Below are 15554 nucleotides of genomic sequence, written 5' to 3'. Positions count from 1 at the left end.
TTTTTTGTTTAAGCAAATGCTGGCCATTTGGAAACATCGCGTTACATCGGTCGGCGCGCGGCCCGACAGGTGAGGCGAAGTTTCGTCCCGGTCCATTTTCGCGGGTTTGTTATTAGTTCGGTTTTCGCATGTTTAAGGGTCTCGTTGCGGACGACCGCTCATGCGAAGAGGGGCGGCACTATACCTATCAGTGCGGTGCCCGTCTGCACAGTTGTGGTGCGTCCGACGAAGCGGACCCTTTGAAACACCTGGCCTTCCGGTCAGGTTCTTGTGGGGGAAAGCCTGCTCGCGTTGGCTGGCGACGCGGTTTACAACGGGCAGCGCGTCGTCGTTTATCGCGAGCAGGTTCCTTCCCACAGGTTCGGTCATCCTTTGCGGCTATCAATTAAAAAAAGGGCTTGGGGAAGATCCCCAAGCCCTCAAAAGGTGAGAGGTGTCTAGTCCCTCGACCTGGTGAGCGGTGGCCGTGTCGATCACGCTTTGAGCGGGACCAGACGCGGAGCAATCATGTTTTCCGGGCGCAGGATGTCGTCGAGCATGGCGTCGTCGAGCAAGCCTTCTTCGCGCACCAGTTCCAGCACGCCGCGGCCACTTTCCAGGGCAACACGGGCGATGCGGGTGGCGTTTTCATAGCCGATGTACGGGTTCAGGGCGGTGACCAGGCCAATCGAGTGCTCGACCAGTTCACGGCAGCGCGCTTCGTTGGCGGTGATGCCGACGATGCAGTGCTCGCGCAGCATGTCCATGGCCCGTTGCAGCAGGCGGATCGAGTCGAAGATCTTGAAGGCGATCAGCGGTTCCATCACGTTCAGTTGCAGTTGGCCGCCTTCGGCTGCGATGGTCAGGGCCAGGTCGTTGCCGATGATCTGGAATGCCACCTGGTTGACCGCTTCCGGGATTACCGGGTTGACCTTGCCAGGCATGATCGAGCTGCCTGGCTGGCGGGCCGGCAGGTTGATTTCGTTGATGCCGGTGCGTGGGCCGCTGGACAGCAGGCGCAGGTCGTTGCAGATCTTCGACAGCTTGACCGCGGTGCGCTTGAGCATGCCGGAGAACAGCACGAAGGCACCCATGTCGGAGGTGGCTTCGATCAGGTCGGCGGCCGGGACCAGCGGCTGGCCGCTGATGGTCGCCAGGCGCTGCACGGCCAGGGCCTGGTAGCGCGGGTCGGCGTTGATGCCGGTGCCGATGGCGGTACCGCCCAGGTTCACTTCGGTGAGTAGTTCAGGCGCCAGGGTTTTCAGACGCGCCAGGTCTTCGCTCAGGGTGGTGGCGAAGGCGCGGAATTCCTGGCCTAGGGTCATCGGCACGGCGTCTTGCAGCTGGGTGCGGCCCATTTTCAGGACGTGGCTGAATTCTTCACCCTTGGCCGCGAACGCCTGGATCAGGCTGTCGAGGCTGGCCAGCAAGGCGTCGTGACCCAGCAGCAGACCCAGGCGGATCGCGGTCGGGTAGGCGTCGTTGGTGGACTGCGCCATGTTCACGTCGTTGTTGGGGTGCAGGTACTGGTACTCGCCTTTCTGGTGGCCCATGGCCTCCAGCGCGATGTTGGCGATGACTTCGTTGGCATTCATGTTGGTCGACGTGCCGGCGCCGCCCTGAATCATGTCCACCACGAATTCTTCGTGGAAGTCGCCACGGATCAATCGTGCACAGGCTTCGCTGATGGCGGCGTGCTTGGCTTCGCTGAGCTGGCCCAGATCGCGGTTGGCGTCAGCGGCGGCCTGTTTGACCATTGCCAGACCGACCACCAGCTTGGGGTAATGCGAGATCGGGACGCCGGAGAGACGGAAGTTGTTTACCGCTCGTAGGGTCTGGATGCCGTAATACGCTTGCGCTGGTACTTCGAGTACGCCAAGCAGGTCTTTTTCTGTGCGGAATGATGCAGCGGAGGACATGACGGAAATCATCTCGATAAGGACCCGGTCTGAGCCGGAACGCTGTGGATCCTAGGCTCTGGGAGAAAATAGGGCCAATGCTGTTAAACACTGGCCTATGCATATTCGGCATAATGCCGGTGTGACGCCGACGGTGCGGCGAACGTGTGACCTGTTTTGGTGCGTGTAGGGGAGGACGTGATGAATCTTGAAAGCAAATGGCTTGAGGACTTCAGTGCCCTGGCCGCTACCCGCAGTTTTTCCCAGGCGGCCGAGCGGCGTTTCGTGACGCAGCCGGCGTTCAGCCGACGGATCCGCAGCCTTGAGGCGGCGCTGGGGCTGACCCTGGTCAATCGTTCACGTACGCCCGTCGAGCTGACGGCGGCGGGGCAGTTGTTCCTGGTGACGGCGCGTACGGTGGTGGAGCAGTTGGGTGAAGTGTTGCGCCATTTGCATCACCTGGAAGGCGGGCAGGGCGAAGTCATCCAAGTGGCCGCCGCCCACTCCCTGGCGCTGGGCTTCTTCCCGCGTTGGATCGCGCAATTGCGCAACGAAGGGATGAACATCGCCACGCGGCTGGTAGCGACGAACGTCGGCGACGCCGTCCACGCCCTGCGTGAAGGCGGCTGCGACCTGATGCTGGCCTTCTACGATCCGGATTCGGCCATGCAGATGGACCCGGAGATTTTCCCGTCGCTGCACCTGGGCCAGACCGAAATGCTGCCGGTGTGCGCCGCCGATGCCAACGGCAACCCGCTGTTCGACCTTGAAGGCGAGGCCAGCGTGCCGCTGCTGGCCTACAGCGCCGGGGCCTTCCTGGGGCGTTCGGTCAACCAGTTGCTGCGTCAGCGGGCGCTGCGTTTTACCACGATCTACGAGACGGCCATGGCCGACAGCCTGAAAAGCATGGCCCTGGAAGGCCTGGGCATCGCCTGGGTGCCGCACCTGAGCGTACGTGCCGAACTGGCCCGGGGTGAGCTGGTGATCTGCGGCGGCACGCAATGGCACGTGCCCCTGGAGATCCGCCTGTACCGCTGCGCCCTGGTGCGCAAGGCCAATGTGCGACTGCTGTGGCGCAAGCTCGAGGGCGGCGCGGCGCAGGGTGCCATCGGATCCTGAAAACAACGCAGACCCTTTGTGGGAATGTCACGGATATCAGGCATCACAGAGCCCCTGTGGGAGCGAGCTTGCTCGCGATGACGGACTGACATTCAAAGTTGCATTGACTGACCTGTCGCTATCGCGAGCAAGCTCGCTCCCACAATGGATCAGCGCTATTCCCTCGCTGACCTGCAGGTCAATAAAACCGCCGCTTCACCGCAAACGACAGATGGTCGGCGAAAGTGCGTTTAACGCACCATTTTCGGTATACTGCCCGGCCTTCGGTCGGTTCGCCCGGCCATAATTCGTACAACAAGCCACGCCGGTTTCCTGCGTGGCTTGTTGTTTTTTGACGCGCCTGCGGGCGCCCAGAGAGAAGAGGCACGACGATGAGTGCACTGGTTGGCGTGATCATGGGCTCCAAGTCCGATTGGTCCACCCTTAGCCACACCGCCGATATGCTGGAAAAGCTCGGCATCCCTTACGAGGTGAAAGTGGTCTCCGCCCACCGTACCCCGGACCTGCTGTTCCAGTACGCCGAAGAGGCCGAGGCGCGTGGCATCGAGGTGATCATCGCCGGTGCCGGTGGCGCGGCCCACTTGCCGGGCATGTGCGCGGCCAAGACCCACCTGCCGGTGCTGGGCGTGCCGGTCCAGTCGTCGATGCTCTCGGGCGTCGATTCGTTGCTGTCGATCGTGCAGATGCCAGCCGGCATCCCGGTCGCCACCCTGGCCATCGGCAAGGCCGGCGCGATCAACGCGGCCCTGCTATCGGCGAGCATCCTGGGCGCCAAGCATCCACAATTTCATACCGTGCTGAAAAAATTCCGCGCTGAGCAGACAGACAGCGTCCTGGACAATCCAGACCCACGCATTGCCTGAGGTTGTTGACGAATGAAGATCGGTGTAATCGGTGGCGGCCAGTTGGGTCGCATGTTGGCCCTGGCAGGTACGCCGCTGGGGATGAACTTCGCTTTCCTGGACCCGGCGCCGGACGCCTGTGCCGCGGCGCTGGGTGAACACCTGCGGGCTGACTATGGCGACCAGGATCACCTGCGCCAATTGGCCGATGAAGTCGACTTGGTGACCTTCGAATTCGAAAGCGTCCCGGCCGAAACCGTGGCCTTCCTGTCCCAGTTCGTCCCGGTCTACCCGAGCGCCGAAGCCTTGCGGATCGCCCGTGACCGCTGGTTCGAAAAGAACATGTTCAAGGACCTGGGCATCCCCACGCCGGCCTTCGCCGACATTCAGTCCCAGGCCGACCTGGACGCCGCCGTCGCCGCCATCGGCCTGCCGGCCGTGCTCAAGACCCGCACCCTGGGTTACGACGGCAAGGGCCAGAAAGTCCTGCGCACGCCTGAAGACGTGGTCGGTACGTTCGCCGAACTCGGCAGCGTGGCCTGCCTGCTGGAAGGTTTCGTGCCGTTCACCGGGGAAGTCTCGCTGATCGCCGTGCGTGCCCGCGACGGTGAGATCCGCTTCTACCCGCTGGTGCACAACACCCACAAGGACGGCATCCTCAAGCTGTCCGTCGCCAGCACCGATCATCCGTTGCAGGCCCTGGCCGAGGATTACTCCAGCCGGGTGCTCAAGCAACTCGACTATGTCGGCGTGATGGCGTTCGAGTTCTTTGAAGTGGACGGTGGCCTCAAGGCCAACGAAATCGCACCTCGGGTCCACAACTCCGGGCACTGGACCACCGAAGGCGCCGAGTGCAGCCAGTTCGAAAACCACCTGCGGGCGGTGGCCGGGCTGCCGCTGGGGTCGACCGCCAAGGTCGGTGAGAGCGCGATGCTCAATTTCATCGGCAAGGTCCCGGACAGCGACAAGGTCCTGGCGATTGCCGACTGTCATTTGCATCACTATGGCAAGGCGTTCAAGGTCGGGCGCAAGGTCGGCCACGCCAACCTGCGCTGCGCAGACCGGGCCACACTGGCCCAGCAGATCATCAAGGTCGAGACGCTGATCGCCGAACAATAATCTGGGACGGCGGTGGAACCATTCGTCGGCTAATCTCTCTCATGGCTAAGTGCCAAAGCCTGACCGGGCTTTGGCTTACTGACTTAACCAGAGGGGAATGCCATGGGAATCATCGGAACCATTTTTATCGGCTTGATCGTTGGCCTGCTGGCGCGCTTCCTGAAACCGGGCGATGACAGCATGGGCTGGATCATGACAATCCTGCTCGGTATCGGCGGTTCGTTGGCAGCCACTTATGGCGGCCAGGCCCTGGGCATCTACCAGGCCGGCCAAGGCGCTGGCTTTATCGGTGCCCTGGTGGGCGCGATCGTGTTGCTGGTGATCTACGGCCTGATCAAAAGAAACTGATCCAAATGCATCAAGGCCCCCTCTGCGTGGCGAGCAGAGGGGGCTAGAATGCTCGGCGTTTCACTTTTCATTCATTGCCGAGCCCTTTCATGCGCCGTCTAGTATTGACCCTTCTTCTGCTGGGCAGTGGCCTGGCCCATGCTGCCGAGCTGCCGGAAACCGACTGGCTCGAACTGATGCCCAAGTCGGACCAGAAAGCCCTCGAGGCCATGCCCGAGATCGACCACAACTCCCCGGAAGCCAACGGCACCTTCACTGAAAAAGGCGGCCTGAAGCAAAGCAAGGGCTTGCCGGCGGTGATGTATTCGACCAAGACCGTGGCGGCGATGAACGACAGGCACATCCGCATTGGCGGTTATCCGGTGCCGCTGGAAACCGACGCCAAGGGCCGCAGCACGCTGTTCTTTCTGGTGCCCTACCCCGGCGCTTGCATCCACGTCCCGCCACCGCCGCCTAACCAATTGGTACTGGTGCGCTATCCCAAGGGCCTGAAGCTGGACGACATCTACACGCCGCTCTGGGTGACGGGCACGCTGAAGATCGAAAAGGTCGACAACGACCTGGCGAGTGCGGCGTATGCGCTGGAGGCGGAGAAGGTTAGGGTGGTGCAGGAGGCGGATTTGTAACAGGCCTATTGGCCCAACACAGATCCAATTGTGGGAGCGAGCTTGCTCGCGATGGCGGTGTATCAGTCGACGCGATGTTGACTGTCAGTCCGCTATCGCGAGCAAGCTCGCTCCCACAGTGGTCTTGCGGTGTCAGAGCGGCTTGCTGCCGACGCTCACGCCCAAGGTATGGCTGGCCTGCGGCAACAACGTCACCACATCGTCCATCACATTCGCCGTCTCGATGCACAGCATGCGCTGCCAGCCATCGTCGGCCATGTCGCTGAACGCCTTGGCGCGTTCGGTCCAGGGGTTCCAGATCACTGCCGAGCGCGAACCGCTGCTGGTCAGTTCGATCCGACGTTCCCACTGCGGATCAAGGATGCTCAGCTTCGGCGGGGTATTGAGGTAGATACGGTCGGTCTCGCCGGCAAAGTGCAGGTCGCCGGCCTGGGTGACGGTTTTCCAGTCGTCCAGGGTTTCGATATAGCTCAAGCCATCCACCCCTTCGACGTGCACATTGCGCACGTCGCTCACGGCAAAATAGCTGTGCAGCGCCTGGCTGAGACTGACGGTTTCGCTGCCACGGTTATGGCTGGTGAGGCGGATGTGCAGTTGCTCGTCCATCACGATGGCCAGCGTCAGGTCCACCTGATGAGGCCAGCCCGAGAGGCCGTTTTCAGGATAGGGCAGCACGAACTCCACCTTGAGGCTTTCGCCTTCGGCTTCGATGCCCTTCAATTCCCAATCCATGGCCCGCACCAGACCGTGGGCGGTGGCCGGGTCGTTGCTCACGCGCATGGCCTGCACGCTGTCGGGGTTGCGCGTCAGGTTGCCGAACCACGGCCAGCACACCGGCACGCCCGCGCGGATGCTTTTGCCGGCCTTGAACGTGGCCTGGTCGTTGAGCCAGATCAGTGGCGGCTGGCCGTCCACTTGATAACTGAGGATGTGCGCGCCTTGCTGGGCCACCAGCAACTCGGCCTGACCGTGACGGATGCGCCAGGCGTTCAGTTCATCCAGTTTGACCGCTTCGACGTTGGGCGTAGGCATGTTGCAAATCTCGCTCGGTATCAGGGACTGCAATGGACCGCAAAACGGCCGCCGTGTTTAACGGGCGCGCGGCGGAACCGAGCGGGTACGCCCGCTGCCGTCGATGGCGACGAAGACAAAGACCGCCTCGGTCACCTTGCGCCATTCACTGGACAGCGGATCGTCGCTCCAGACCTCGACCATCATCTGGATCGAGCTGCGGCCGATTTCCAGCGCCTGGGTATAGAACGACAACTGCGCACCCACCGCCACCGGCACCAGGAACGCCATGCGATCGATCGCCACAGTGGCTACGCGTCCGCCAGCCACTTTGCTGGCCATGGCGGTGCCGGCCAGGTCCATCTGGGACACCAGCCAGCCGCCGAAAATATCGCCGAAGCCGTTGGTCTCGCGAGGGAGCGCGGTGATTTGCAGGGCCAGGTCGCCTTGCGGGATTGGATCTTCTTGTTCGAGCTCTATCATGCCGGGGGTGCCTCTGACCCGTAACGCTGTCTGGTACTTCAGGTGAATAGCCGTCTTTTTAAAAAACGATTCAGCCCGAACATACTGCGTTCGTCACGTTTTTCGTAAAGGCGTGCCAAAGGGAAACTCTGCGAAACCGGCTGGTTCTGGTACTACGTCACCAACGACGTTTTCGCACAGCAACCCCTTACAGAGTACTGCAAGGTTGCGAGTATATCGGGCGATAGACGTCGAGACGACCACTCGGTTCTGATTTCGACTGTCAAATACGCGCCTCTATGTGCTTTTTCGAACAATTTGCTATCGTGCCGAACCTGTCCAGGCCCCAACCCGTGTTGCCAGGGTTGCAGAACCGACTATAAGAGAAGCCCTTGCCATGACCACTGCGCCTTCGAGCACGGCGACACCCGCACAGCCGGCACGTCCATTGACTCGCAACGATTACAAGACCCTGTCGCTTTCAGCCCTGGGCGGTGCGCTGGAGTTCTACGATTTCATCATTTTCGTGTTCTTTGCCACCGTGGTCGGCAAATTGTTCTTTCCTGCCGAAATGCCTGAATGGCTGCGCCTGATGCAGACCTTCGGCATTTTTGCCGCCGGCTACCTGGCTCGGCCCCTGGGCGGGATCATCATGGCCCACTTCGGCGACCTGCTGGGGCGCAAGAAAATGTTCACCCTGAGCATTTTCATGATGGCTGTGCCGACCCTGATCATGGGCCTGTTGCCCACCTATGCACAGATCGGCATGTGGGCGCCCATCCTGCTGTTGTTGATGCGCGTGATCCAGGGCGCGGCCATCGGCGGGGAAGTGCCGGGCGCTTGGGTATTCGTTTCCGAACACGTTCCGGCACGCCACATCGGCTATGCCTGCGGCACCCTGACCTGCGGCCTGACGGCGGGGATTCTGTTGGGTTCGCTGGTCGCCACGGCCATCAACAGTATTTATACGCCGGTGGAAGTGGCGGATTACGCCTGGCGGATTCCGTTCCTGATGGGCGGTGTGTTTGGCCTGTTTTCGGTGTACCTGCGGCGCTGGCTGCACGAAACCCCGGTATTCGCCGAACTGCAACTGCGCAAGGCCCTGGCCGAGGAAGTGCCGCTGCGGGCCGTGCTGCGTGATCATCGCGGCGCCATCGCCATTTCCATGCTGCTGACCTGGCTGCTGTCGGCCGGCGTCATTGTGGTCATCCTGATGACACCGACCGTGCTGCAGACGGTGTACCACTTCAGCCCGACCGTTGCATTGCAGGCCAACAGCCTGGCGATCGTGTTCCTGAGTTTCGGTTGCATCGGTGCGGGTGTGTTGGCCGACCGTTTCGGTGCCGGCCGGGTGTTTGTCTTCGGCAGCGGTTTGCTGATGATCACGTTCTGGACCTTTTACCACTGCCTGTTCGACCACCCCGAGTGGCTGTTCCCGCTGTATGCCTTGAGTGGCTTGCTGGTGGGCACCATCGGCGCGGTGCCGTATGTCATGGTCAATGCCTTCCCGGCCGTGGTGCGCTTCAGCGGCCTGTCGTTTTCCTACAACCTGGCTTACGCGATCTTCGGCGGGTTGACGCCGATGATCGTGACCTTGCTGTTGAAGGAGAGCTCGATGGGGCCGGCGTATTACGTGGCGGCCATCTGTGGGATCGGGATTGTGGTGGGCGGGTATCTCTGGAAGAAGGGTCGCTAGGCGGCGCCGAACAGCCTTTGTGGCGAGGGGATTTATCCCCGCTGGGCTGCTAAGCCGCCCCCAATGGCTGGATTGGGACCAGCCTGATACACCGAGGCGCTGGCTTGAGGGCTGCTTCGCAGCCCAACGGGGATAAATCCCCTCGCCACAACATCCTGCAAAACTCAATGCTGGCCTTTCATCCAATTGTCATATTTCAGCCATAGAGTGTTCACACGGCTTACCAATACTTGGCCGACTTAACACACCTATCTGCTAGGAGTAAGGCATGAAACTGAAGCGTTTGATGGCGGCAATGACGTTTGTCGCTGCTGGCGTTGCGACTGCCAACGCGGTTGCCGCTGTTGACCCTGCGATCCCGAGCTACACCAAGACCACTGGTGTGTCGGGCAACCTCTCCAGCGTCGGCTCCGATACCCTGGCCAACCTGATGACCTTGTGGGCCGAGAACTACAAGAAAGAATACCCGAACGTAAACATCCAGATTCAAGCCGCCGGTTCCTCCACCGCGCCGCCCGCACTCACCGAAGGCACCGCCAACCTGGGCCCGATGAGCCGCAAGATGAAGGACAACGAACTGCAGGCCTTCGAAACCAAATACGGCTACAAGCCAACCGCTATCCCGGTAGCCGTGGACGCCCTGGCCGTATTCGTGCACAAGGACAACCCCATCAAGCACCTGACCATGGCTCAGGTCGATGCCATTTTCTCCTCGACTCGCCTGTGCGGCGCCAAGGCTGACGTCAAGACCTGGGGCGACCTGGGCGTGACCGGCGACCTGGCCAACAAGCCGGTCCAACTGTTCGGTCGTAACTCGGTGTCTGGCACCTACGGCTACTTCAAGGAAGAAGCCCTGTGCAAAGGCGACTACAAGCCAAACGTCAACGAACAACCCGGTTCGGCTTCGGTTGTGCAGTCGATCAGCAGCTCGCTTAACGGCGTTGGCTATTCGGGTATCGGCTACAAGACCGCCAGCGTGAAAACCGTTGCCCTGGCCAAGAAAGAAGGCGGCGAGTTCATCGAGGACACCGAAGAAAACGCCCTGAACGGCAAGTATCCGCTGTCGCGTTTCCTCTACGTCTACGTCAACAAAGCGCCGAACAAGCCTCTGGCCCCGCTGGAAGCCGAGTTCGTGAAGCTGATCCTGTCCAAGCAAGGCCAGGAAGTTGTGGTCAAGGACGGCTACATCCCACTGCCAGCCAAGGTGGCCGCCAAGGCACTGGCTGACCTGGGTCTGCAAGAAGGCGGCAACGTCGCCAAGCAGTAACACCTGAGCCCGGGCCAACGCCCGGGCTACTGTGGGAGCGAGCTTGCTCGCGATAGCGGTAGGTCTGTCACCGTTGATGTTGGATGGGATGACTTCATCGCGAGCAAGCTCGCTCCCACAGACCAAATTCCTGTCCGCTGCCGGTTTCCACCAGCGGCGGATTTGTTGCGTCACTTCACTGTCATCTTTCTGTCATACAGGATCGCTAGGGTGTGCGCATGAATGATCTGGCCAACTCCACAATGACTACGACTTCCCCTCCCAAGCGCATTGACTTCAATACGCCTGAGCTGCAACGCAAGCGCCGCATCCGTGCGCTCAAGGATCGCCTGACACGCTGGTATGTGCTGGTCGGCGGTCTCGCCGTCCTGGCGGCCATTACCCTGATTTTCTTCTTCCTGGCCTACGTGGTGATGCCCCTGTTCCAGGGCGCGGACCTGAGCGCCAAGGATTCGATTACTCCGGCCTGGATGCAAGATGCCGGCAAACCGCTGATGATCTCTATCGAAGAACAGAACCAAGTGGCCATGCGGGTTTCCGACAAGGGCCAGGCGCTGTTCTACGACCTCGACAGCGGTGCCGAGCTGCGCCGCGTCGACCTGCCGATCCCAGCCGGTGCCAGCGTGACCGCCATTGGCGAGGACCAGCCCGGTAGCCCGTTGGTGGCCATTGGTCTGTCCAACGGTCAGGCCTTGGTGTTCCGTCACACGTATAAGGTCTCCTACCCGGACGGCAAGAAAACCATCTCGCCCGCCATCGAATATCCTTACGGCGAGGCGCCGATCGCGTTGAACGAACAGGGCGTGGCCCTGGAACATGTCAGCCTCAACGCCACGGATTCGACGCTGCTGCTGGCCGGTTCCAGCGGCGCCCAGCTGCAAGTGTTGTCGCTTACCAGCGAAGAAAACATGATGACCGGTGAAATCACCAGCGAGCAGACGCGTATCGACCTGCCGCAGATGACCGAGCCGGTGAAGAACATCTTCGTCGACCCGCGCCAGCAATGGCTGTATGTGGTCAACGGACGTGCCCAGGCCGATGTATTCAGCCTGCGGGACAAGAGCCTCAACGGTCGTTACAAATTGCTGGAGAACGGCGACGCCCAAGTCACCGCCGCCACCCAGTTGGTGGGCGGGATCTCGCTGATCGTCGGCGATTCCACGGGCGGCTTGGCCCAGTGGTTCATGGCCCGCGATCCAGACGGCGAATTGCGCTTCAAACAGATTCGTACCTTCCAGATGGGCAGCGCGCCTATCGTCGAGATCAGCGCCGAAGAACGTCGCAAAGGTTTCGTGGCGCTCGACGCCGCCGGCAAGCTGGGGGTGTTCCACAGCACCGCCCACCGCACCCTGTTGGTGGACCAGGTGGTCGACGGCCAGGGCCTGTTCGGCATGTCGCCGCGGGCCAACCGCCTGATCGTTGAACAGGGCGGCAAGTTGCAACCGTTGACGCTGGACAACCCGCACCCGGAAGTGTCGTGGAGCGCGTTGTGGAGCAAGGTCTGGTACGAAAACTACGACGAACCTAAATATGTCTGGCAGTCGACCGCCGCCAACACCGACTTCGAACCCAAGCTGAGCCTCTCGCCGCTGACCTTCGGTACCTTGAAAGCGGCGTTCTACGCGATGCTGCTGGCCGCGCCGCTGGCGGTGGCCGCGGCGATCTACACCGCCTACTTCATGGCTCCGGGCATGCGTCGCAAGGTCAAGCCGGTGATCGAGCTGATGGAAGCGATGCCGACGGTGATCCTTGGCTTCTTCGCCGGCCTGTTCCTGGCGCCGTACGTCGAAGGACACCTGCCGGGCATCTTCAGCCTGCTGATGTTGTTGCCGATCGGCATCCTGGTCGCCGGTTTCGCCTTCAGCCGCCTGCCGGAATCCATTCGCCTGAGAGTGCCGGACGGCTGGGAAAGCGCCCTGTTGATCCCGGTGATCCTGTTCGTGGGCTGGCTCTCGCTGTACATGAGCCCGTACATGGAAGCCTGGTTCTTTGGCGGCGACATGCGCATGTGGATCTCCCATGACCTGGGCATCACCTACGACCAGCGCAACGCCTTGGTGGTCGGCCTGGCGATGGGGTTCGCGGTGATCCCGAACATCTATTCCATCGCCGAAGATGCCGTGTTCAGCGTGCCGCGTGGCCTGACCCTGGGCTCCCTGGCCCTCGGTGCCACGCCGTGGCAGACCATGACCCGCGTGGTGATCCTCACCGCCAGCCCCGGCATCTTCTCGGCGCTGATGATCGGCATGGGCCGTGCGGTGGGCGAGACCATGATCGTGCTGATGGCCACCGGTAACACACCGGTCATGGAAATGAACCTGTTCGAAGGCCTGCGCACCCTGGCGGCCAACGTGGCGGTGGAGATGCCTGAGTCGGAAGTCGGCGGCAGCCATTACCGCGTGCTGTTCCTGTCGGCCTTGGTGTTGCTGTTGTTCACCTTCGTCATGAACACCCTCGCCGAGCTGATCCGTCAGCGTCTGCGCAAGAAATATTCGTCGCTTTAAGAAAGGTAGAAGTCTGTGAAACAGAACTCCCTGAAAGGATGGTTCAAGAGCGGCGCCCCCGGCGTCTGGATCAGCGGTGGCGCGGTGTCCATCGCGGTCATCATGACCATTGGCCTGCTGGCGGTGATCGCCGTGCGCGGCCTGGGCCACTTCTGGCCGGCGGACCTGATCCACGCTAGCTACAACGTGCCAGGCATGCCTGCGCACCTGGTGGTCGGCGAAGTCGTGCAGAAAGAAGAAGTGCCTCGCGAGCGCCTGAAAAGCGCCGGCCTGCCGGTGCCGGACGAAGGCCCCGAGTTCATGACCCGTGAACTGATCAAGGTCGGCAACCGGGACCTGAACGGTACCGACTTCACCTGGATCGTCGGCGATTGGCTGACCAACCAGACCACGCCGCCAGAACTGATGGCCATCGAGCGTCGTGAGTGGGGCAACTTCTACGGCTACCTGGTCAACGTCAAGGAAGGCGGCAAGGTCATCGCCGAAGGCGAGGCCGCCTGGCCGCAACTGCAGGCCCGCGTACAGCGCGTCAATCAGTTGGCCGCCGAGCTCAAGACCCTGGAAAAAGTCGAAATCGGTGCAATCAACGCCGGCCTGGAGCGTGTCCGCCTGCACGGTCGAAAACTGGAACTGGATGGCAAGCTCGACGCTTCGGCCCAGGCCGACCTGGAAAGCGAGCGCGCCGAACTCAACGCCCGCTACAAAGACATCGAAGTACGCCTGGCCGACCTGCATGCGCAGTTCAACCGCGACAGCCTGACGGCCCGCGATGCCAACGGCAAGGAAGTGGAGATCGAAATCGGCAAAGTGGTGCACGCCTACCAGCCAAACGGCATGGGCACGTTCACCAAGATGGGTTTCTACTTCAGCAAGGTCTGGGAATTCCTCAGCGACGACCCCCGTGAAGCCAACACCGAAGGCGGCATCTTCCCGGCGATTTTCGGCACCGTGATGATGACCCTGATCATGGCAATGATCGTGACGCCGTTCGGCGTGCTGGCGGCGGTCTACCTGCGTGAATACGCCCGCCAGGGCCCGATGACCCGCCTGATCCGCATCGCGGTGAACAACTTGGCGGGTGTTCCGGCCATCGTCTACGGTGTGTTCGGCCTGGGCTTCTTCGTCTACGTGCTGGGTGGTTCGGTCGACCGTTTGTTCTTCCCCGAAGCCTTGCCGGCACCGACCTTTGGCACCCCGGGTCTGCTCTGGGCGTCCCTGACCCTGGCGCTGCTGGCAGTGCCGGTAGTGATCGTGGCCACCGAAGAAGGCCTGGCGCGGATCCCGCGGACCGTGCGCGAAGGCTCCCTGGCCCTCGGCGCGACCAAGGCCGAGACCCTGTGGAAAATCGTCCTGCCCATGGCGAGCCCGGCGATGATGACCGGGATGATCCTCGCCGTGGCCCGTGCCGCCGGTGAAGTGGCGCCGTTGATGCTGGTGGGCGTGGTGAAACTGGCCCCATCGCTGCCACTGGACGGTAATTACCCGTACCTGCACCTGGACCAGAAGATCATGCACCTGGGCTTCCATATCTATGACGTCGGCTTCCAGAGCCCGAACGTCGAAGCGGCGCGACCGCTGGTGTACGCCACGGCGCTGCTGCTGGTGCTGGTGATCGCCACGCTCAACCTGTCGGCGGTGTGGATCCGTAACCACCTGCGCGAGAAGTACAAAGCACTGGATAGCTGATTTTCATGTGGGAGCGAGCTTGCTCGCGAAGCTTCTGGCGGCCTTGAGGGCCCCTTCGCGAGCAAGCTCGCTCCCACACTGATCGGCGTTCACTGGAATTTTATGGGGCCGCCACACAGGCGTTCCGAACCGAATTTGTTAGCACAGGGAGCCTCCCATGCAACACGAAACACAGACACACGGCATCAACATGTCGGCCCTGGGCCGCGACAAGCAAAGCCTGGACCTGGCCCAGGAAACCGTCGCCATCGAAGTGCCCGGCCTGAATCTGTTCTACGGCGAAAAGCAGGCGCTGTATGACGTCAGCCTGAACATCCCGAAACAGCGCGTCACCGCGTTCATCGGCCCGTCGGGCTGCGGCAAGTCAACCTTGCTGCGCACCTTCAACCGCATGAACGACCTGGTGGACGGCTGCCGCGTCGAAGGTGAAATCAACCTCTACGGCAACAACATCTACCGCAAGGGCGAAGACGTGGCCGAGCTGCGCCGTCGCGTGGGCATGGTGTTCCAGAAGCCCAACCCGTTCCCGAAAACCATCTACGAGAACGTGGTCTACGGCCTGCGCATCCAGGGCATCAACAAGAAGCGCATCCTCGACGAAGCCGTGGAATGGGCCCTCAAGGGCGCGGCGCTGTGGGACGAGGTCAAGGACCGCCTGCATGAGTCTGCCCTCGGTCTGTCCGGCGGCCAGCAACAACGTCTGGTCATCGCGCGCACCATCGCCGTGGAGCCGGAAGTGCTGTTGCTCGACGAACCCTGCTCGGCCCTGGACCCGATCTCGACGCTGAAAGTCGAAGAGCTGATCTACGAGCTCAAGTCCAAGTTCACCATCGTCATTGTGACCCACAACATGCAACAGGCGGCGCGGGTTTCCGACTACACCGCGTTCATGTACATGGGCAAACTGGTGGAATTCGGCGATACCGATACGCTGTTCACCAATCCGGCGAAGAAACAGACCGAAGACTACATCACCGGTCGTTACGGCTAGTCGAGG

At 61.6% G+C, this 15554-nt stretch carries 13 protein-coding genes; 10 read left to right on the top strand and 3 right to left on the bottom strand.

Going from position 1 to position 15554, the window contains the following annotated elements:
- Window positions 1-473: 473 nt before the first annotated feature.
- Entirely contained in the window at window positions 474-1898 is a 1425-nt protein-coding gene (gene aspA, locus AC3A5O_RS23655) for an aspartate ammonia-lyase (protein ID WP_487753794.1), read from the bottom strand.
- A 180-nt stretch (window positions 1899-2078) separates the two neighbouring features.
- Between aspA and AC3A5O_RS23650 the strand changes: the two genes are divergently transcribed.
- The 5 genes from AC3A5O_RS23650 (at window position 2079) to AC3A5O_RS23630 (ending at window position 5931) form a co-directional block, all read left to right on the top strand.
- The gene (locus AC3A5O_RS23650; protein WP_060739814.1) at window positions 2079-2996 is read left to right on the top strand and encodes a LysR substrate-binding domain-containing protein; all 918 of its coding nucleotides are present in this window, start codon (window positions 2079-2081) and stop codon (window positions 2994-2996) included.
- Window positions 2997-3367: 371 nt separating this feature from the next.
- Window positions 3368-3859: a 5-(carboxyamino)imidazole ribonucleotide mutase gene (purE, locus tag AC3A5O_RS23645; protein WP_003196369.1), complete on the top strand. Its 492-nt coding sequence runs from the start codon at window positions 3368-3370 to the stop codon at window positions 3857-3859.
- A gap of 12 nt (window positions 3860-3871) precedes the next feature.
- On the top strand, window positions 3872-4957 hold the full coding sequence (locus AC3A5O_RS23640; RefSeq protein ID WP_122567780.1) for a 5-(carboxyamino)imidazole ribonucleotide synthase: 1086 nt from the start codon (window positions 3872-3874) through the stop codon (window positions 4955-4957).
- Window positions 4958-5059: 102 nt separating this feature from the next.
- Window positions 5060-5305, top strand: coding sequence for a GlsB/YeaQ/YmgE family stress response membrane protein (locus AC3A5O_RS23635; protein ID WP_003187057.1), 246 nt, complete (start codon window positions 5060-5062; stop codon window positions 5303-5305).
- An 89-nt stretch (window positions 5306-5394) separates the two neighbouring features.
- Window positions 5395-5931: a DUF3299 domain-containing protein gene (locus tag AC3A5O_RS23630; protein WP_122567782.1), complete on the top strand. Its 537-nt coding sequence runs from the start codon at window positions 5395-5397 to the stop codon at window positions 5929-5931.
- Window positions 5932-6063: 132 nt separating this feature from the next.
- Here AC3A5O_RS23630 and AC3A5O_RS23625 read toward each other — a convergent pair whose 3' ends face one another.
- Both AC3A5O_RS23625 and AC3A5O_RS23620 read right to left on the bottom strand, forming a co-directional pair.
- Window positions 6064-6963, bottom strand: coding sequence for a D-hexose-6-phosphate mutarotase (locus tag AC3A5O_RS23625; RefSeq protein WP_122567783.1), 900 nt, complete (start codon window positions 6961-6963; stop codon window positions 6064-6066).
- A 57-nt stretch (window positions 6964-7020) separates the two neighbouring features.
- Window positions 7021-7425: an acyl-CoA thioesterase gene (locus tag AC3A5O_RS23620; protein ID WP_003177184.1), complete on the bottom strand. Its 405-nt coding sequence runs from the start codon at window positions 7423-7425 to the stop codon at window positions 7021-7023.
- A gap of 376 nt (window positions 7426-7801) precedes the next feature.
- Between AC3A5O_RS23620 and AC3A5O_RS23615 the strand changes: the two genes are divergently transcribed.
- The 5 genes from AC3A5O_RS23615 to pstB all read left to right on the top strand — a co-directional run bounded on the left by AC3A5O_RS23615 (window position 7802) and on the right by pstB (window position 15548).
- The gene (locus AC3A5O_RS23615; RefSeq protein WP_122567784.1) at window positions 7802-9100 is read left to right on the top strand and encodes an MFS transporter; all 1299 of its coding nucleotides are present in this window, start codon (window positions 7802-7804) and stop codon (window positions 9098-9100) included.
- Between the two features lie 268 nt (window positions 9101-9368).
- Entirely contained in the window at window positions 9369-10367 is a 999-nt protein-coding gene (locus AC3A5O_RS23610; protein WP_122567785.1) for a phosphate ABC transporter substrate-binding protein PstS, read from the top strand.
- Window positions 10368-10837: 470 nt separating this feature from the next.
- Window positions 10838-12871: an ABC transporter permease subunit gene (locus AC3A5O_RS23605; RefSeq protein ID WP_305471298.1), complete on the top strand. Its 2034-nt coding sequence runs from the start codon at window positions 10838-10840 to the stop codon at window positions 12869-12871.
- Between the two features lie 15 nt (window positions 12872-12886).
- A complete protein-coding gene (pstA, locus tag AC3A5O_RS23600; protein ID WP_122567788.1) occupies window positions 12887-14557 on the top strand; it encodes a phosphate ABC transporter permease PstA in 1671 nt (556 codons plus the stop codon).
- 157 nt (window positions 14558-14714) lie between these two features.
- Window positions 14715-15548, top strand: coding sequence for a phosphate ABC transporter ATP-binding protein PstB (gene pstB, locus AC3A5O_RS23595; protein WP_122567789.1), 834 nt, complete (start codon window positions 14715-14717; stop codon window positions 15546-15548).
- Window positions 15549-15554: the final 6 nt, after the last annotated feature.

The organism is Pseudomonas sp. Soil_N_39, from assembly GCF_057655955.1.
The sequence above is the reverse complement of the archived record's forward strand: the minus strand, read 5'-3'. Positions and strand labels throughout refer to the sequence as shown.